Source organism: Paenibacillus mesophilus, from assembly GCF_005938385.1.
Lineage (GTDB): Bacteria > Bacillota > Bacilli > Paenibacillales > NBRC-103111 > Paenibacillus_AB > Paenibacillus_AB mesophilus.
The window spans coordinates 341,702-360,301 of record NZ_VCRA01000004.1; the positions used below are offsets into that span (position 1 = coordinate 341,702).

Annotated in this window: 17 protein-coding genes; 9 read left to right on the forward strand and 8 right to left on the reverse strand. The window is 55.8% G+C overall.

Features of this window, described 5'->3' with window-relative positions; all coding sequences use genetic code 11:
• Nucleotides 1-30: 30 nt before the first annotated feature.
• Nucleotides 31-633: a Uma2 family endonuclease gene (locus FE783_RS09165; protein ID WP_138879037.1), complete on the forward strand. Its 603-nt coding sequence runs from the start codon at nt 31-33 to the stop codon at nt 631-633.
• Between the two features lie 70 nt (nt 634-703).
• On the opposite strand, the gene FE783_RS09170 is transcribed toward FE783_RS09165, so the two are convergent.
• The 3 genes from FE783_RS09170 to FE783_RS09180 all read right to left on the reverse strand — a co-directional run bounded on the left by FE783_RS09170 (nt 704) and on the right by FE783_RS09180 (nt 4,250).
• Complete coding sequence (locus FE783_RS09170) at nt 704-1,714, reverse strand: globin-coupled sensor protein (protein WP_138879038.1); 1,011 nt, start codon at nt 1,712-1,714, stop codon at nt 704-706.
• 110 nt (nt 1,715-1,824) lie between these two features.
• Complete coding sequence (gene cls / locus FE783_RS09175; protein WP_138879039.1) at nt 1,825-3,255, reverse strand: cardiolipin synthase; 1,431 nt, start codon at nt 3,253-3,255, stop codon at nt 1,825-1,827.
• Nucleotides 3,256-3,347: 92 nt separating this feature from the next.
• The gene (locus FE783_RS09180) at nt 3,348-4,250 is read right to left on the reverse strand and encodes a CPBP family intramembrane glutamic endopeptidase (RefSeq protein WP_138879040.1); all 903 of its coding nucleotides are present in this window, start codon (nt 4,248-4,250) and stop codon (nt 3,348-3,350) included.
• A gap of 362 nt (nt 4,251-4,612) precedes the next feature.
• Between FE783_RS09180 and FE783_RS09185 the strand changes: the two genes are divergently transcribed.
• From FE783_RS09185 to FE783_RS09210, 6 genes are all read left to right on the forward strand, one after another.
• On the forward strand, nt 4,613-4,810 hold the full coding sequence (locus FE783_RS09185) for a DUF4177 domain-containing protein (RefSeq protein ID WP_138879041.1): 198 nt from the start codon (nt 4,613-4,615) through the stop codon (nt 4,808-4,810).
• Nucleotides 4,811-4,935: 125 nt separating this feature from the next.
• Entirely contained in the window at nt 4,936-5,898 is a 963-nt protein-coding gene (locus tag FE783_RS09190; RefSeq protein ID WP_138879042.1) for an AAA family ATPase, read from the forward strand.
• Nucleotides 5,899-5,905: 7 nt separating this feature from the next.
• A complete protein-coding gene (locus tag FE783_RS09195) occupies nt 5,906-7,075 on the forward strand; it encodes a DUF58 domain-containing protein (RefSeq protein WP_138879043.1) in 1,170 nt (389 codons plus the stop codon).
• A gap of 8 nt (nt 7,076-7,083) precedes the next feature.
• Nucleotides 7,084-8,415, forward strand: coding sequence for a DUF4129 domain-containing protein (locus FE783_RS09200; RefSeq protein WP_138879044.1), 1,332 nt, complete (start codon nt 7,084-7,086; stop codon nt 8,413-8,415).
• A gap of 31 nt (nt 8,416-8,446) precedes the next feature.
• Nucleotides 8,447-9,310 (forward strand): RNA polymerase sigma-70 factor, encoded by an 864-nt coding sequence (locus FE783_RS09205; RefSeq protein ID WP_138879045.1) that lies wholly within the window; start codon nt 8,447-8,449, stop codon nt 9,308-9,310.
• A 113-nt stretch (nt 9,311-9,423) separates the two neighbouring features.
• Nucleotides 9,424-9,870, forward strand: a complete 447-nt coding sequence (locus FE783_RS09210; RefSeq protein WP_138879046.1) for a carboxymuconolactone decarboxylase family protein — start codon at nt 9,424-9,426, stop codon at nt 9,868-9,870.
• A 197-nt stretch (nt 9,871-10,067) separates the two neighbouring features.
• Here FE783_RS09210 and nirD read toward each other — a convergent pair whose 3' ends face one another.
• Nucleotides 10,068-10,379 (reverse strand): nitrite reductase small subunit NirD, encoded by a 312-nt coding sequence (gene nirD, locus FE783_RS09215; protein ID WP_138879047.1) that lies wholly within the window; start codon nt 10,377-10,379, stop codon nt 10,068-10,070.
• Nucleotides 10,380-10,398: 19 nt separating this feature from the next.
• The gene (gene nirB / locus FE783_RS09220) at nt 10,399-12,828 is read right to left on the reverse strand and encodes a nitrite reductase large subunit NirB (protein WP_138879048.1); all 2,430 of its coding nucleotides are present in this window, start codon (nt 12,826-12,828) and stop codon (nt 10,399-10,401) included.
• Between the two features lie 341 nt (nt 12,829-13,169).
• Between nirB and FE783_RS09225 the strand changes: the two genes are divergently transcribed.
• Together FE783_RS09225 and FE783_RS09230 are read left to right on the forward strand one after the other, a co-directional pair.
• Complete coding sequence (locus tag FE783_RS09225) at nt 13,170-13,802, forward strand: ANTAR domain-containing response regulator (RefSeq protein WP_138879049.1); 633 nt, start codon at nt 13,170-13,172, stop codon at nt 13,800-13,802.
• Complete coding sequence (locus FE783_RS09230) at nt 13,799-14,818, forward strand: anthranilate phosphoribosyltransferase (protein WP_138879050.1); 1,020 nt, start codon at nt 13,799-13,801, stop codon at nt 14,816-14,818. Before FE783_RS09225 ends, FE783_RS09230 begins: the two co-directional genes overlap by 4 nt.
• 47 nt (nt 14,819-14,865) lie before the next feature.
• Here the strand turns inward: FE783_RS09230 and FE783_RS09235 are convergent, their stop codons facing one another.
• The 3 genes from FE783_RS09235 to FE783_RS09245 form a co-directional block, all read right to left on the reverse strand.
• A complete protein-coding gene (locus FE783_RS09235) occupies nt 14,866-16,515 on the reverse strand; it encodes a type 2 periplasmic-binding domain-containing protein (protein WP_138879051.1) in 1,650 nt (549 codons plus the stop codon).
• Between the two features lie 87 nt (nt 16,516-16,602).
• Nucleotides 16,603-17,487 carry a carbohydrate ABC transporter permease gene (locus FE783_RS09240; RefSeq protein WP_138879052.1) on the reverse strand — a complete coding sequence of 295 codons (885 nt, stop codon included), beginning with the start codon at nt 17,485-17,487 and terminating at the stop codon, nt 16,603-16,605.
• 15 nt (nt 17,488-17,502) lie between these two features.
• Nucleotides 17,503-18,462: an ABC transporter permease gene (locus FE783_RS09245; RefSeq protein WP_420799721.1), complete on the reverse strand. Its 960-nt coding sequence runs from the start codon at nt 18,460-18,462 to the stop codon at nt 17,503-17,505.
• Nucleotides 18,463-18,600: the final 138 nt, after the last annotated feature.

Below are 18,600 nucleotides of genomic sequence, written 5' to 3' on the forward strand. Positions count from 1 at the left end.
TAGCCATTTTTTCCAGTAGGAGGAATTTCGATGAAGGAGAAGCCAAGCAAAACTCCGATGCATATCAAGGAACAATCCGGCGGCTATGAAACAACCTACGAAGAGGCCGCGCGGCATCCTTACATTGAGGAACGGTTCGAAATTATCGAGGGCATCCGCTACGAGATGCAGCCTTCCCCCACTTTTAACCATCAATGGCTCGTAACGCAAATATTGAGCTCGATCTATAGGACATGCAGCTCCACCGATACGGTCTTGGTCGCCCCGATGGACGTTTACTTCGACGATAATAATATTTTTCAACCGGACGTTATTTATATTGCGAACGACAATTCCTCCATTATTAAACGGCATCGTATCGAGGGAGCGCCCGACTTGGTCGCGGAAATTTTATCGCCCAGCACGAGCGCCAACGACAAGATCCGCAAGAAACGCAATTACGAACTGTTCGGCGTGCCGGAGTATTGGATCGTAGACCCGGTTCACCGGTTAATCGATCAGTTCATAGCAAACGATGGCAAATATGAGTTGTACGGCACTTACGACGCTGGCGGGCTGCTGCAATCACCGCGGTTTTCCTGCATAAATGTCGATATGGACAAGCTGTTCTCCCGGCTTCTACCCGATGAATGAACGGCAAACAGGCTGCCCTGGCGGCAACCGACATTCGCCGCAGGCACAGCCCTTTGCGTACAAATAATGCTCAATCCGCCGTCTTCTTCAAGTTTTCCAGCTCCGACGTAACCCGCTCGATCATGTTTACGAACGACGACAGCTCCTTGGAGCTGCTCGCCTGTATCCGCGCGTGGGATACGGTTTGCTCCGATTCCGTCCGGACCCGCTCCAGCTTCTTGCCGATTCCCTTCAGCTTGCCTTCGATTTCGATAAGCGCTTCCTTCGAGCGGCTCGCAAGCTTCCGCACTTCATTGGCCACTACTTCGAAGCCTCGTCCGTTCTCGCCCGCACGTGCCGCCTCGATCGCCGCATTCAAGCCGAGCAGATGGGTTTGATCGGATATCTCCTGCATCAATTCTCCCATATCGTGGATTTGGCCGATTTCGCCCGTAAGCTGCACGACAAGCTCGTTGGCATTTTCCTGCGATTGAGCCGTACGCTCCGCCGTGTCGGCTACAGCCTGGCTGCTCTCGCCAAGCTCGACCATCATCGCCGCAAGCTCCTGAACCGCCGTAGCGATCCCTTGGAGAATGTCCTGCTGCTGCTCGACGAGCTGCTCCACCTTCTTCTTCTCATCGCGTTCGTACGCTTCCAGTACGAGCTGGGAGTCCAGGTTGAACATTTTGGAGATGGCGAAGACGACCTTCTGCCAATCATCGGGAAGCGTTTGCTGGAAATGGGCGGTCGCCAAATTGAGATAAAGCATATACGTGCCCAAATACCAGTCCGTAGTCAAGCCGATCTTGGAATGAATTTCGCCGACGACAATCCGTCTGCGTATGTATTCTTCGTCCAGCACGCCGGACGCGATCGATAGAAAGTACCACCGCTGGGTTTCCTTCAACCGGTCCAGCGTGCTGTGCGCCCGAATAATCTCGAGCAGCTCGGGCTGCTCGGAAATCCGTTCGTACAATTCATCTACGAGCCGGTCCACGACTTGCTCGAACAGCGGCTTCTTCGATTGCAAGACTTGCAGGTCTTCTTCGGTTAGTCCGATGAAATGAACCTGCTTCAATCTGTTGCCCGTTAATGTAATCAACTAAATCCCCCCTGGTGATAGGACCTGACATAACCGTCATAATTCGACACGAGGGCAGGTTTATCCTTCCAGCAGGTGCAGGACCGGAAATATTGTTGATGCCGCTCCCGTCAAAACAACGGGGCCAGCATTCGCGCGGCTGCTTCCTTGGCGCGCTGGTATTTCGAACGTTTCTCGAATTCGGCCGGATCGATTTCTTTGCTGTTTTTCATATCGGTCAAAAAGTCCTGCTCCACTCGTATAATCGTACTCCGGTCATACAGGACCGCCATCATTTCGAAATTGTCGAAAAAGCTGCGCATGTCCATGTTCGCCGTACCGACCGTAGCCAGGATGCGGTCGATGATGAGCGTCTTGGCATGGACGAAGCCTTTCTGATATTGATAGAAACGGACTCCGGCCTGCATAAGCTCCTGTACGTAAGACAGCGAAGCCCAGTGCACGATTCTCGCGTCCGGAACGCCGGGGAGGATGATGCGGACGTCCACGCCGCTGACCGCTGCGGTTTTTAGCGCCATGCCGATGCTCGGATCGGGGATGAAATAAGGCGTCGTGATGTAGATCCGGCTGCGGGCGACCGCCATCGCACCGAAAAACACTTCCAGCAGCGTGTCCCAGTGCGCGTCCGGCCCGCTTGCGATCAGCTGTACCGTTTCTTCGCCGTTGCAGTCGTGCTCCGGAAAATATTGCGGGTCTACCAGAGATTTCCCGCTCGCGAACGCCCAATCGGTGGCAAACGTATGCTGCATATAGTAGACGCTGTCCCCTTCGATCCGGATATGGGTATCGCGCCAATACCCGAGCACCGGGTCGGCTCCCAAATATTCGTCGCCGATGTTGATTCCGCCCAAGAAACCGACCTTGCCGTCAACGACGACGATTTTACGGTGGTTACGGTAATTGATCCGCTTGTCGAAAAAGGCGATCAACGGGGGGAGGAATACGTGAACCTCGACGCCTCCCCGCTTCAGTTCCTCCACATAACGGCTGCTCAGCTTATAGCTGCCCACGCCGTCGAACAGCAGCCGGACGGCAACGCCCTCGCTCGCTTTGCGAATCATCATTTTCTTGAACCGTTCGCCGGTCTCGTCATTCCTTACGATGTACGATTCGACATGAATGAAAGCTTCCGCTTGCTCCATCGACTTCAGCATGGCGTTATACGTATCTTCGGCATTATTGTAAATGTCCACGCGGTTGCACGGCATCATGGGCGAACCCGGGATGTTGTTAAGCAAGCCGAGCAGCCGGTGCTCGCGATAAATATCGCAGCGGCGGATCGCGTCGCCGGGGTCGGCCTTCCTCGCCTTCATCCGGAGTGCGCGGCGAATTTCAGCTACGACTTTGCGCTCTTTACGCCGCATCCTTTTCCTCTGTGTATATTCTTTGGCAAGAAAGTAATACATGATGAAGCCGATGACCGGAAAAATAAACAGGATGGACAACCAGGCAACCGCCTTAGCCGGATTGCGGAATTCCGTTACCAGAATGGTGGCGATCTGGAATATAAACAGCCCGAGCGCAATGCTTAACCACATCAATTTGGTTCACCTCCCGGGGACCTGCGTACTGCGCAGCACCGAATGCGTACTTTCTAGCATTTACCGGCCGGGGCACCGTTATTCGCGGCACGTCAGGAGCTTTCCGCCGTCCGCCGGTCGCGTCGTCTCCACAGCAGCCAAATGCCTGCACCCATCACGACAGTCGCGATCAGACTGCCTTCGGCTCCGAACGAGCCGCCAGACCATACCGCCCGGCCGACCGACTCAAGCTCCAGAAGAGAAGCTACCGATGTGCCGGATACTTCATACCCGAACACGTTCCCTTGCACGTAATTCCACGTCCAGTGCAGCCCGATCGGAAGCCATAAGCTTCCCGACACTTCCCGGCATAGTCCGAGCAGCAAACCAGCGGCGAAAATATTAAACAGCGGCAGAGGCTGCTGAAGCGCTCCCGGATTGAACGCGTGCAGCAGGGCAAAGAAAAGGGAAGAACAAAGAATCGCGGTCGCTGGTCCGAACCGGTGACGGATGATTCCCTGCACGTATCCTCGGCTGAACAGCTCTTCATTCAGCGAAACCAAGGCGAAGAACAGCAAATACACGCTCAGGTCCCACCAGACGGCCGCATCGGTCCGGACACCGCGTATTTGGACCGCTCCGATCGCGAGCATAACCAGAAAAATCGCCGTCATCATCACAATGCCGATCCCGGCTCCCTGGAACAAGTCGCGGGACGCTCCGCTTCGTTTCCAACCGATCGCCCACCCGGCTTTTCGCTCGAACAGGGAATACATGATCGGTACGGCAGCTATAAATCCGGCCGCTTGCGCAACCATCGAGCCGTAAGTGAATGCCGGATTGTTCAGTAAACCCTCGAGCGTCAACTCAAAGTCGCCTCCGTCTTGCAGCCGTATGCCGGCGATCACCACCACGACCATAACCGGAATCATCGCGATCAACGTCAGCATAAAGGCTAGAAGGAAAGCCAGGACGATCTTGCCTCCCGTGATTAAAACCTGCTTCGTCGTGTTCACAATCCACCCCCGATTTCAATCTTTTTCCATTGTACATGGGTTGCGGGGAAAACGAAATGCCCGGCCTCGATTGCCGACTCCGGTTCGCCTAATCCTTTTATCGTTTCCGCACGTTTATGTTAAAATAGGGAAAAGCGTCAAGAAAATCCGGCTCACCAAACCATTGAGGCTTACGGCTTGGAGCAAGGCGTTTACCTGCGGCGCGAAGTGTTCGGCAGGGACGATAAGCTGCGTTCATTCTTATTTCCCGAGTTGGCGACCGAGCTGAGTGCTATTTTCCCCTAACCTCCCCGCATACCGTGGCCGGCAATAAGCTAAACCAGTCCATGATACGTATTTTAGAGAGGAAGGAAGGAATACAGATGGAACAGTGGGAATACAAGACGATCAAATACAAAACGGGAGGATTTCTCGGAGGAAAGGTCGACCCGGAGGAGTTCGAAGCGGAGTTAAACCGGTACGGCGGCCAAGGGTGGGAGCTCGTCTCTTGTTTCGATACGAGCATTTCCCAAGGCCAGTCGAGGGATGTCATCGTCGTTTTTAAAAGAAGGCGGTCCTAAGAGGTTTCCACAGGGAATGCGAAAGGTCGCGAAGTATGGTGAGTAGCAGTGATTTATTCTGATTACAGCGTTTCATAAAACATCACCCTTTAACCAATGCCTTACTACGGGAGCGTGAACCTATCATGCAATTATCCGATATTCGCCGTCTGGCACAAAACGTGAAGCAGAACATCGGCAGCGTGATCGTCGGCAAGGAAGACGTCATCGACCATTTGCTCATCGCTCTCATCGCTTCGGGTCATGTTCTGCTCGAGGACGTTCCCGGCACGGGCAAAACGATGCTGGCGAAGACGATGGCCAAATCGCTCCGCTGCTCGTGCAAGCGCATCCAGTTTACGCCCGACCTGCTGCCGTCCGATTTAAGCGGCATCAACTATTTCAATCAGAAGGAAGGCGAGTTCCAGTTTCGTCCGGGCCCCCTCTTCACGAATATTTTGCTCGCGGACGAAATTAACCGTGCTACTCCCCGTACGCAGTCGAGCCTGCTTGAATGCATGGAGGAGCGGCAAGTAAGCATCGACGGGGAAACCCGCGTGCTCGGCAGGCCGTTTATGGTCATCGCCACCCAGAACCCGGTGGAAAATCAGGGAACGTTCCCTTTGCCCGAAGCCCAGCTGGATCGTTTTCTGCTGAAGGTGCGCATGGGTTATCCGTCGCGGGAGCAAGGCGTACATATATTGAAGCGGTTCAAGCAGGACAATCCGCTCGACGTCCTGGAAAGCGTAGCCGACGCCGCCGATATTATCGCGGCACAGCAGGCCTATTCGCAAGTCAGCGTCCATGACGACTTGCTCGACTATATCGTTCAGCTCGTCGAGCGGACCCGCAGCCACCCGGATGTCGCGCTGGGGGCAAGTCCGCGCGGCAGTCAATCACTGCTCAAAGCCGTACAAGTATACGCGCTCTTACAGGGCCGCGACTATGTCCTCCCCGACGACATCAAGGCGATGTCGAAGCCGGTGCTCGCCCATCGTCTGCTGCTCAAGCATGCCACCCGGCTCAAGGAAAACGCCGCCGAAGCGGTAATCGACCAGCTTCTGCGCGAAATGCCCGTGCCGACGGAAACCGTCGACCGGAACGGTTAGGCCGACCATGAGCGTACACTGGATATTGATCGTGACGGCGGTCGTGCTGCTCCTGCAAGGCAAGGCCTACCAATGGTGGGGGCTTCGCGGCGTGAGCTACAGACGGCATTTCGATACGCGCGCCTGTTTTCAAGGCGAGGAGGTGCAGCTTATCGAAGTGATCGCCAATCGCAAAATCATACCGCTCCCGCGGCTCAGACTCGAATCGCTTATGCAGGCCGGCCTGCGCTTCCGCAGCCAGTCCAACCTGGACATATCGAGCGGGCAGCTGTTCCAGAACCATCGCAGCTTGTTCAGCCTGATGCCCTATACGCAAATTACGCGCAAACACCGGGTGCTGTGCCTGAAGCGGGGCTGCTACGATCTGCAGACGGCCACGATGACGGGAGGCGATTTGTTCGGGATGTTCTCCACGTACCGGACGCTCTATTTCGATAAGCAAACCCGGCTCCTGGTCTATCCCGAACGAATTCCGCTCGGGGACATCCCTTTGCCTTCGCACAGCTGGCAAGGCGACATATCGGTGCAGCGATGGATCGTAGACGATCCGTTCCGGATCGCGGGCGTGCGGGAATACAGGTACGGAGATACGATGAATATGATCAATTGGAGCGCAACCGCAAGGTCCGGCTCGCTTCAGGTGCACCGGCGGGATTTTACGGCGGATCACCGGATCATGATCGTGCTCAACTTCGAAATTACCGAAACGATGTGGGGTGCCGTAACGATTCCCGAGCGGATCGAGAAAGGAATCGCCTACGCAGCCGCTATCGCCGAATCGTGCATCGCGAGGGGGATCGATACCGGCTTCGGCTGCAACGGTCCCGTCATCGACCGTCCGAAGCAATCGGTGCGCATCCCTCCGTCCGGCGGAGACGCCCACTTGGCCGACTTGTACGAAACGATGGCTATGCTGCAGATCGAGCGCACCGAAGGCTTCTCCGAGTATTTGGACTACGATCTGCTGCAGGGCACGTCGAATACCGATTTCATCTTCATCACTTCGTTTGTCAGCGACAAAATGGAGCGGCAGTTCGAGCGGCTGCGCCTAAACGGCAATGCGGTGCAAATTATGCCGCTTACCGACGATCCGCTCCCGGCTTATGCAGACCGGATGGAAGCGGCGCCTTCCGCAGCGGATAACGAGCTCGAAGCATCGGAAGCGAAAGGAGCGTGACGCCCGCCATGAAGCACGGGAAAGCTATCGTATTCGCTTGTCTCCAAGGATTGGCGGAGCTGCTGCTGTATTTTCCGATACTCGTCGCCCTGTACATTACCGTACGTCATCCGGCTCTAGAATTCCCGCTGTGGCTTGCGTTATGGTCCGGCCTCTATACGCTCGGCTATTCGTTTCATTACGCTTTCCCCGGCGTCAGACAATGGCAGGCGCTGCTCATGGCTCTCGCCGTTCCGGGATTGTTCGCCTATCTCGCTGACGGCCCGGCACTGGGCTTCGTGCTCAATTATGCGCTATGGGCGCTAGCCTGGATTCGCGGCCGTCAAAACCGGCTGTGGGGCTGGGACAGCTCTTTTCCCAGCGGATTAATGATTATCTGCATGGTCGGGTACTTTATCGCCTCTTTCCTGTTCCCTTACTTCCTCGTCACCTGGCATTACGCCCCCTGGGTTACCGGGCTCGGCATACCGGCTCTCGCTCTTACGCTGTACCGGGGGAACAGCTCGACGCTGGACAGCGAGTCGTCGCAAGGCACGAACGACGAGAAAAAGCCGATCGTCGGATTCGAAACGAGATGGCGCAACCGCGCTCTCGTACTGGCCGTCTTCGCGCTCATCGTACTCATCGCCTCGATCCGTACGATTGCCGGGGCGGCCAAGCAAGCGGCCTCCTTCCTGTTCCATGGGACGATCGACCTGCTGCGCAAGCTGCTTGGCTTGTTCGTATCGGAAACGGCCGAATCCACGCCTCCGCCCAAGGAACCGTTTACGGACGATTTGCTCGCCCAAGGGGAGCCTTCCGCTTTTGCCTTACTGATGGAGAAAGTGATTTATTGGGTCGGCGTAGTCCTGCTTCTTGCCGTGACGCTGGGGGCGTTGTACGTTGTCGGCACATTGACGAAGCGATGGTTGAGACGATTCATGGGCTGGTACGGGGAACGCCTGGAAGCCACACCCGAAGCGGGCTATGTCGACGAGAAGCAATCTTTGCTGGACGCCCGCGAATGGGCTCTGGATCGCGCACGGCAGCTGAAACAGCGGATCGATGACTTTTTCCGCAAAGAGCCCGGCTGGGACGACTTCGCCGATAACCGCGAGCGCATTCGCCAAGCGTACCGCCGTCTGCTTCTCGGCCGAATTGCCGGCGGATACGGTCACGACGTAACGCGAACGCCGCGTGAAACCAGCGAAGAGATGGGGCGGCAAGCGCCGCTCGGGGAGGGCGAGACGGCATTGATCCGGCTGTACGAGGAGGCCCGCTACGGAAGCGAGGACGTATCCGACGAACGTGCGGTGCAGGCGAAGGCATTATTCCGCTCCGGAGAGGGCGGACGCAAATGAGGCAACCCTACTTTTCGGAGGACATACTGGGATGAACGTAGAAACGGCTTATCATACGTACCGGAAGCTGCTCTTCTCTATCGCTTACAGGCTGCTCGGAACGATTACGGAAGCGGAGGATGTCGTACAGGACGTGTTCGTATCGCTCCAATCCGTCGATCCGGACAGCATCGGCAATATTCGCGCTTTCCTGTGCAAATCCGTAACGAACCGTTGCTTGAATATTCTCCAGTCGGCCGCCAAAAGAAAAGAGGCTTACCCCGGCCCCTGGCTCCCCGAACCGCTGTACACCGGCAGCGGAGATGAGCCTTGGCAGCGGGTCGAGCAGGAGGAGGACATCAGGTTCGCCTATCTGGTTATGCTGGAACGGCTGTCTCCGCTGGAGAGGGTCGTCTTCGTCCTGAGGGAAGCGTACGGTTACGAGTATGAGGAGATAGCGGAGATCGTCGATAAATCGGCCGACAATTGCCGGAAAATGCTGAGCCGCTCGCGCCGCAAAATGAATGATGCCGGGTACTCCGGAACGCCGCCGGACGAGCGGAAGCATGCTGTGGTCCAACAGTTCATCTCCGCTTTGCAGCAAGGGAACATTCCGGACGCGATCAACCTTCTGGCCGATCGGATCGTGATCGTGACGGACGGAGGAGGCAAGGTCAGAGCAGCGATGCGACCTATCGCCGGAATCGAGCGGGTTGGAGCATTTCTGCGGGGCATTGCCGCGAAACATACCTTTTCACCGGGAGTCGCTCCGATTTCCGTCAACGGCGAGACGGGCATGGCTATAAAGCGGATCCAATTGCCTGCGGCGATCTGGTGCTTCGAGCTGGAGCCGGAATCGGGCAAAATTTCGCGCATTTATTCGGTGTACAATCCTGATAAATTGAAAGGCGAATAGGGACTGCCGCGCAATCCCAGAAAAAAAATCGCGTAAGTGTCACAAATATTCCTCTCTTTTGTCTTATAAGTGTAAGACAAAAAGAGAACCCGAAAGGGACAGGAGGAATACCGATGAAAAACAGATTTCTGATGAACACCGTCAATCCGGAAGGCTATAAGGCGATGCTCGGCCTCGAGAATTATGTGGAGGGCACCAGCATCCCCAAGCCGCTGCGCGAACTGATCAAGATTCGCGCCTCGCAGATCAATTCATGCGCCTTCTGCATCGATATGCATACGAAAGAGGCCCGGGCGCTCGGCGAGACGGAACAGCGCATATACGGACTGAACGCCTGGCGGGAGACGCCTTTCTATACGCCGGAAGAGCGCGCCGTGCTCGCTTTGACGGAAGCCGTTACGCTGCTTGCGGATACCCACGTTCCCGACGACGTTTACGAAGAAGTCCGCACTTTCTACGACGAGAAGCAAACGGCGGAAATCATTATGCAGATCGTAGTGATCAATGCCTGGAACCGAATAGGCGTGACCACGCGCCTCATGCCGAAGCAGGATAAATAACGCTTCCCGCAGAAAAAGACAGCCGTTACAAGCAGCGGCTGTCTTTTTTCACATTAAAATCGTATCGATTCAGCTCCCCGCCATGCCGCCGACAAGCTTCCGCAGCCGCTCCCGGACTCGGACCACTTCCCCGACGACAATGAGGGCGGGGGCGCTCCGGGCCGCAGGCTTAACATCCTTCATGCTCTTCTCCCCCTTCATAGCTTCACGAAAATGGACCCGCTCTCCCGATCGATCTCGACCGGATATGTCGTGACACACCCTTCATCCGGCTCCTGGACAAGTCCGCTGTCCAAGTCGATTTTCCAGTCGTGCAGCGGACAATGAACGGCGGTGCCGCAAACCATCCCTTCCGAAAGCAAGCCCCCCTTATGCGGACACTTATTTTCGACGGCCAGCACCTTTCCGTCGGATAAGCGGAAAACGGCGATTTCAGTCTCTTCATGGCGAATTTTGCGTGAACCTAGCGGATCGATGTCGGACATATTGCCCACCAGCAGCTTGACCATAGCTACAACCCTCCTGATGTTATACCGATTGGAGATCGGAGATCGGCACGAAATTTTTGCGCAGCTCGTCTTTGCCTATAATTTCTTTCCACGGATCGGTCGCGGATCGGAGCGTCGTTTCGATCCGCCCTACAAGCGCCGCACGGTCCTCCCGCTTCTCGAGCGCCTTCTTGACCGATTCCAGCCCGACCCGTTCGAGCCAGACCGACGTTCTTTCGTTCCATTGCGCTTTCTCCCGATAATATTGAAGGAAAGCCCCGGCCCACTCGACGACCTCTTCCTCTGTCTTAACCGTGCATAGCAGCTCGGTTGCCCGTACATGGACGCCTCCGTTGCCGCCTACGTGCAGCTCCCACCCGCCGTCAATCGCCACGACGCCGAAATCTTTGATCGTCGCCTCCGCGCAGTTGCGGGGACAGCCCGATACGGCAAGCTTCACCTTCGCCGGGGTGTTTAGCCGCTCGAACTTTTTCTCGAGCGTAATGCCCATCACGATCGAATCCTGGGTGCCGAACCGGCAAAACGTCGAACCGACGCATGTTTTCACCGTCCGCAGCGCCTTGCCGTACGCGTATCCCGAAGGCATGTCGAGCTCCTCCCACATTTTCGGGAGATCCTCCTTCTTCACGCCAAGCAGGTCGATCCGCTGTCCGCCCGTAATCTTGACCATCGGCACGTCGAACTTCTCGGCTACTTCGGCAATTTTCTTCAGCTCTCCCGGCGAGGTAACGCCTCCGTAAATCCGCGGCACGACCGAGTACGTTCCGTCCTTCTGAATGTTCGCGTGATACCGCTCGTTCGTGAACCGGGACTCCTTCTCGTCCGTATACTCGGCCGGCCACAGCATGCCCAAATAGTAGTTGAGCGCGGGTCTGCACTTGGAGCAGCCTTCCTGCTGGCGCCATTCGAGCACATGCATCGTTTCCTTGACACTCTTCAGCCCCATACGCGTGATTTGTTCCACGATCTCGTCCCGACTCAGAGACGTACAGCCGCATATTCCTTCTTTAACCGGCTCTCCCGCAGAGTCGCCGCCGTACAGTCCGAGCAGCCCTTCCACGAGCGGCTTGCACCCTCCGCAAGACGCGGACGCTTTCGTGCATGCTTTGATGTCGCGCACGGACGTGCAGCCCTTCGTGCGGATCGCTTCCGCGATCGTACCTTTGGAGACGCCGTTGCAGCCGCAGACGATTTCGTCGTCGGCCATCGCTTCCAGACGACTTGCGGTAGAAGGAGCGGATTGGCCGCCGGATAGGCCGAGCAACAGCTCCTTTTCTTTGCCCGCGACCGACTCCCCGCTCTTGATGAGCGAGAACAGCTTCGCTCCGTCCGTCGTATCCCCGAACAATACCGCGCCCACCAGCTTGTCGTCGTGCAGCACGATTTTTTTGTAAATCCCCTCAACTTCATCCTGATACCGTAAAGAACGCGTTCCCGCCGGTCCGGCGTACAGGCCTCCCGAGAATACGTCGACTCCCGAAACTTTCAGCTTCGTCGAGGTGACCGAACCGGTGTACGGTGCCGTCTCGACGCCGGCCAGCCTTTTCGCCAGAACGGCGCCCTGTTCATACAGAGGAGCAACGAGTCCATACGCGATTCCCCGATGCTCCGCGCACTCTCCGACGGCGTATACGCCGGGTACGCTCGTTTGCATATAATCGTCGACGACGATGCCGCGGTTCACTTCAATGCCTGCCGAATTGGCCAACTCGACGTTCGGCCGGATGCCGACCGCCATGACGATCAGATCGGCCTCCGTCTCGCTGCCGTCACCGAAGCGCAGTCCTTTGACCCGTTTCCTGCCGACAATCGATTCCGTCTGCTTGTTCAGCAGAAACTTCATACCTTGCGCTTCCAGCTCGCTCTGCAGCATTCTGGCCGCCGTCTCGTCCAGCTGGCGCTCCATCAAGTACGAATGGATATGGACGACCGAGACGTCCATCCCGAGATGCAATAGCCCTCTTGCCGCCTCCAGTCCGAGCAGTCCGCCACCGATGACGACCGCTTTCTTGTATTGTTTGGACGTCTCGATCATTATTTCGCAATCCCGGATATCCCGGAAGGCGATAACCCCTTGTTTGTCCGAGCCCGGAAGAGGCAGCATGAACGGGTTCGAGCCCGTCGCCAATATAAGCTCGTCGTACTCCGATTCGGCGCCCAGATGGGAAACGACTTTCCGGGCTGCCGGATCGATCCGGGTCACCTTATGGCCGGCATACAGCCTTATATGATTATCCTTATACCAGTCCCAGTCGTTGATGAAGATCTCTTTCAAATCCGCCCCGCCCGCTAGAACCGACGACAGCATGATCCGATTGTAGTTGGGATGCGGTTCCGCTCCGAATATCGTAATCTCATAAGCTCCCGGAGCCAACTTCAACAAATGCTCGACAGCGCGAACCCCCGCCATGCCGTTTCCGATCATCACCAATTTGCGACGAACCGTCATTCTCGTCCTCCCCTTCCCGTCACTTCCCGGCAAACAAAGAAAAGCCCGTCTCGCTCCAATGGGAAAACAAAATTCCCGTTCAAGAGCGAAGCCAGGCTTCGTTGCCGCTTCTTCCGAATACACCGTTGTATTCATCGAAAAGATGAAGTTGTTACCCAAACTATACAATAGCACCGGAGCATATGTCAATATATATGACACAAACAAAAAACTTTTTTGATGATATCGACAAAAACACCTTATTTGTGTTATAAAAGTTTACATCATACTTTTTAACAGGTAACCTCAGACGAACTTTCATCATTTTCCACTCTTGAATTACCGGAAAGGAGCATCTCCCCATGCGCTCTTTGTTGGTCATATGCAGCCATGCGACGGAGTCGGAGCCGGAACGAAAGTCAGTGCCGGCTTCGAAAATGCCGCTTCCCGAAACGGTTCTTCACTCGTACGGGTATTCCGTCGCCAAAGCGTATAACGAGGCCCAAGCCAAATCGTACATCCGGGATTCCGACGCTACCGTCCTGCATCTGCCGATCTCCGACATCCGTTCGTGGGGAACGGCGCTGCAGAAATGGAAGCTCATCCCGCTTCTATGGTGGTGCAGCGACTCGACGGCCGCCTTATCGGTCGATGCGTGCGAAGACGACATGATGATCGATGGTATACTGACTCCCTCCATGAAGGCGCAGGAGGTGCACTGGGCGCTGCATTTCGGGGCCAAGCAATGCTTCGAGCGGGAGCAGTGGCAGAACGAACGCAAGCAGCTGCTGTCCCGTATCGAGGAACGCAAATGGATCGATATGGCCAAAGGCATTCTGTGCGAAATCAAACAGATTACGGAGTCGGAAGCCTATGACCTGCTCCGCAAGCAGGCGATGAACGAACGGAAGCGCATAGTCGATGTCGCTACTTCGATCGTCAACGTGTACCAGCTGCTTCAGGAGCAAAAACAAAAGGGGGCGAAAAAGCGATGATCCATCTGCTGAAGGAAGTGGCGCGCGGCAAAAGAGGGGCCCGCGATCTGACATACGAAGAGTCGCTCGCGGCCGCCGAAGCGATTATGACCCTGCGGGGGACACCGGCCCAAATCGGTGCGTTCCTCATCGCCGAGCGGATCAAGCTGGAGAGCGTGGAGGAGCTGGAGGCGTTCGTCGCGGTTTGCCGGCAATACGCGCACCGTACGCCGGTCCCGGACGGAATCGACTGCGCCGGACCGTATGACGGAAGAAAATCGTCCTTTATGGCAACGTTCGCCACCTCGTTCCTGCTCGCCTCGGCCGGACTCCCGACGACGCTGCACGGCACCGCTTCCCTTCCGCCCAAATGGGGAGTAACGCTCCACGATATGCTGCGCGAAGCGGGCATAGATGCAGAGCGCCTTTCGCGGGAACAGTCCCTCCATGCCGCACGCGAGACGGGCGTACTGTACGTACCGGCCGAGCAGTGGTGTTCTCCGCTTAAGGAGCTGCGCCCGATCCGGGAGGAGCTGGGCATGCGGACGGTGCTGAATACGGCCGAGAAGCTGATCGACTACACCCACTCGCCTTATTTGGTTTACGGCGTGTATCATAATACGGTGTTCGACAGGCTGGCCCGGCTGCTCGTCAAGCTCGGATACCGCAAAGCGTTAATCGTTCAAGGTCCGGAAGGCTCGGAGGAGCTGTTTATCGATCGTCCCACGCGCACATACAGGGTGGAGAACGGGGAGTTCCGGCTGCAAATGTTTGATCCGGAGACGCTCGGTCTGGATACGCCGCTTCCGCAGATCGAATGGACCGCTGACGAACAATTGCGCGTGTCCGAATCGGTTATGCGGGGAGAGGCGGACCTCGCCTTCTACAACCTGGTGCTTCTGAACGGGGCGGTCCGGCTTCATCTGGCCGAGCGGGTTGGGTCGGTCGAAGAAGGGCTGTACACATGCAAGTCGCTTCTGGATAACGGTCAGGCATGGTCGGTTTATGCGAGATGGCGGAAAGCTTTGTCGACTTAAACTACAACGACCCTTCCCGCTTGATTGGCGAGAAGGGCCGCATTCTATTACTTGCTCTTGTTATAACGGTCGTAGGCGGTCTTGTACGTCTTTATATATTGGTCGACGCCCATATTTTTGACCGTGGTCACATATTTGTCCCACTCGTCGAAGGAAGTCGCCCCGGTTATGAATTTCGATTCCATCTCGCCGATGTACGTTTGGATGTCCGAGCCTTTCGTAGTCATGTACTCCGTCTCGGCGTCGGTGAAGTTGAAATTGTACCACAGCTCTTTAAGCGCGTACGGCTGTGCCTTCTTGCCGGCTTCGACCGATTCCGGCAGCGTCTCCGAGCCTTTGAAATATTTCTCCTGCACATAACCCGGATAGCTTCCGCCCATCCACGTCACATATTTCGTCAACGCCTGGTCCATCGTCAGTCCGGCCGGATTTTTCTTGATCTCGTCGACAAATTCGAGCTTGCCGTCGGCCGTCTTCGTGTAGCTCGTGCCTTCCACGCCCATAAAGTAGAACTGGGCTCCTTCGTCGCTGTAGAAATGGTCCATCCAGCGGATCGTCGCTTCGATGTTTTTGTTCTTGTTCGTAATGACGAATGCGCCCGGCCATACCATCGGCACTTTGATGTGCGTGTAGAGCTGGTCGCCGTTCGGGCCTTTCAAGGCGCCGAGTCCGAAATAGCCGTCGCCGTTGAACTGCGTTTTCGGGTTCGGGTTGATCGTCGAGGCGAGGACGTTTTTCGCGCCTTTGGCATACAAAGCGTTGCCGTTCTGGGTGAAAATGTCTTTATCGATAAGCCCTTCGGCGTACAGCTTGTTGACGTATTGCAGCACTTCCTTATAGTTTTGGGTCAGACGGAAAAAGCGCAGCTCGTTCGTCTTCGGATCGACATCGACGAACTTATGGCCGAGTCCGCGGTTGCCTACTCCCCACGCCCCTTTGATTTGATCGATCAAAGGACCGATGCCGGTACCGCTGTACGGAATTTCGTCGGCTTGGCCGTTGCCGTTCAGATCGGTCTTCTTCACGGCTTTCAGAAAGCTGTAGAACTCCTCCGTCGTCTGCGGCTCCTTCATGTTCAGCTTGTCCAGCCACTCCTTCTTCACCCACAGCGGCGTACCGATCAGCATCGGCAAAAATTCCGGGCTGTAGAACGACGGGAACGAGTAAATATTGCCGTCCGGCATCGTCAGCGCTTTGCGCAGGTCCGGGTATTTGTCCATCAGCTTCTTCAAGTTGGGAGCATAGCTGTCGATATAGTCGTTCAGCTTGACGAATACACCTTGGCTGCCGTATTTCATCAGGTCGGAAGCAGGCACCCGCGCGGAGTAGAGAGCATCCGGATAATCGCCGTTCGCCAGCGCCAAATTGCGCTTTTCCGTCAAGCTTGCGAACGGGATGAATTGAAAGTTGATTTTCATATTCGACATTTTGGCGTATTCTTTCCAAACCAGCCTATCCTCGAAGCTGTTGCTGCCGTTCGTATCCGCTAGACCCGTGAAGAACGTAAGCTCGACCGGCTGCTTGACGATCGGCATGCCGGCTTTGTTGACGTTGCCGGCTTTGTTGACGTTGCCGGCTTCCTTGCCGGATGCCGGATTCGCTCCCCCGTCCGCTTCCTTCGTATTGCTGCAGCCTGCCGCCAAGCTTATTGCCATTACAGACGACATCGTCAAAGCCGTCAATTTAGTCCATTTCATGCGTGTGGTTCCTCCCGTTGTATGTCTTCTCTATATGCCATAAGGGGCGATCCCCTTTAAAGCCGGAATTTAGGTTTGGAAACGACATTACCCTTTGAGGGCGCCGATCATAATGCCTTTGACAAAATACTTCTGGAGAAACGGATACAGCAGCAAAATCGGCAGATTGGCCACGACGACGACCGCGTACTTGACCGCTTCCTGATCCATAATCGTCTTGGCGTGCGAGCTGTCGCCCACGTTGACCATATGCTCCATTTCACCTTGGACGAGAATTTCCCGCAAAATAAGCTGCAGCGGATATTGCCCCCGGTCGGTCAAATAAATAAGGGCGTTGAAGTACGCGTTCCAATGGCCGACCGCGTAGAACAGCACCATAACCGCCAAAATCGGCATCGACAAAGGCAGCACGACCCGCCACAGCGTCTTCCAATCGGAGCAGCCGTCGATCGAGGCGGCCTCCTGAATTTCGCCGGGAATGCTTGTCTGGAAAAAGGTGCGCATGATGACGATGTTCCAGACGGATACGGCGCTCGGTATGACTAGCGCCCAGATCGAATTGAGCATCCCGAGCTGTTTGACGAGCATGTAGGAAGGAACGAGCCCCCCGCTGAAAAACATCGTAAACACCATAATCGCCGTAATGACATTGCGGCCGTAGAAGCTTTTCTGCGATAGCGGGTAAGCCGCCATGACCGTCATAACGAGATTGATCGTCGTTCCTACGACGGTGTAAATAATCGTGTTCATGTAACTGTTAAGCAAATCTTTGTTCTCGAGCACCTTCCGGTAGCCGACCAAGCTGATCTCTTTCGGCCACAGCCACATCTCCCCGTTCAAAACCGCCGCCGGATTGCTGATCGACGCGCTCAGCACGAACACGAGCGGATACAGCACCAGAATCGCGACCACCGCAAGAAGCGTATAAATGAACGCTTCGAACCATTTATCCCCCATGCTGCGGGTTTCCATGGAACTCCTCCTTTCTTACCATAAGCTTGCTTGATTGACCGCCTTGGCGATCCGGTTCACCGTCAGCAGCAATATAAAGTTTACGACCGAGTTGAACAGACCGACGGCCGAGGCGAAGCTGTACTGCGCGCCGAGCAGCCCGCTCCGGTACACGTAGGTGGAGATGACGTCCGAACTTTCGTTGTTGAGCGAGTTCTGCATCAGAAACACTTTCTCGAAGCCGACGCCCATCAGCGTGCCGATGTTCAGAATGAGCAGAATGACGATAGTCGGCATGATGCCCGGCAAGTTGATGTGCCAAATCCGCTGCAGCCGGGTCGCCCCATCGACTTTGGCCGCTTCGTGCAGACCGGGATCGATGCCCGCGAGCGCGGCCAAATAAATGATCGAGCTCCAGCCCATCTGCTGCCAGACGCCGGACAAGACGTAGATCGTCTTGAACCATTCCGGCTTCGTCATGAAGAACACGGGCTCGCCGCCGAACGCCTTGATGATCGTGTTGACGATGCCGCTTGTCGGGGACAAGAACATGATGACGAGGCCGACCAGCACGACCGTGGACAAGAAGTGCGGCGCGTAGGTGACCGTCTGAACGAACTTCTTGTACCCCTTATGCCGTACTTCGTTGATCATCAAGGCGAGCAGGATCGGGATCGGAAATCCGACGGCCAGCTCGTACAAGCTGATGCCGAGCGTATTTTTGAGCAGCCGCCAGAAGAAGTAGCTGTCGAAAAACCGCTCGAAATGTTTGAAGCCGACCCAAGGGCTCCCCCCTATTCCTTTCGTGGCGATAAAATCTTTGAATGCGATCTGCACGCCGTACATCGGCATGTAATGAAACACGATAAAGTAAAGCATCACCGGCGCTATGAGCACGTATAGCTGCCAATGGCGAATCATCGCCCGCACCGCTTTGCCGGAGCGCCTCCGTTTGCCTGCCGCGGCACCGATCGTACGGGCTTGTACATGTTCCAATCCTGCTTCCCCCTGTCGTTATCGAACTGAAGCCGCTTGTCGGACGACAAAAGAAAAAAAACCGGGAAAAACCAAAAGCAAACATGCCGTTTCCGCCGGGAAACATGCATCGGTTTACTTTCGGGTTTTCTCAGAGTC